Consider the following 281-nt stretch of genomic DNA (forward strand, 5'->3'; position numbering starts at 1 on the left):
CTTTGGCATTCATCGAAGATGACTACTCCTTCGTCGCCGAGCCATTCAATGAGCTGTTGCATTCGGGTCTTGGCGCTGATCTTGCTCTTGGCGATCAAGGTGTTGTAGCTGCAAAAGATGACGCCGTCACCGAAATTGATTGTTTCGTTTACATCCCATTCGTTCAATTGATGCAGGGCGATGTGTGATGCATTCAGGTCGTTGAGGTCGCGGCGAGTTGATTCAAGCAGTTGGTTGCTGATGCTGAGCCACAGGGTTCTGGTGCGTTGCTGATTGTGGTT

1 protein-coding gene is annotated in these 281 nt (G+C 50.2%); it reads right to left on the reverse strand.

Features of this window, described 5'->3' with window-relative positions; genetic code table 11:
* Positions 1 to 281 (reverse strand): strawberry notch-like NTP hydrolase domain-containing protein (locus L5876_RS14655; protein ID WP_236957100.1); only part of this gene is annotated, 281 nt, incomplete at both ends.

It is taken from the genome of Hyphobacterium sp. SN044 (genome assembly GCF_021864465.1).
Classification (GTDB): domain Bacteria; phylum Pseudomonadota; class Alphaproteobacteria; order Caulobacterales; family Maricaulaceae; genus Hyphobacterium.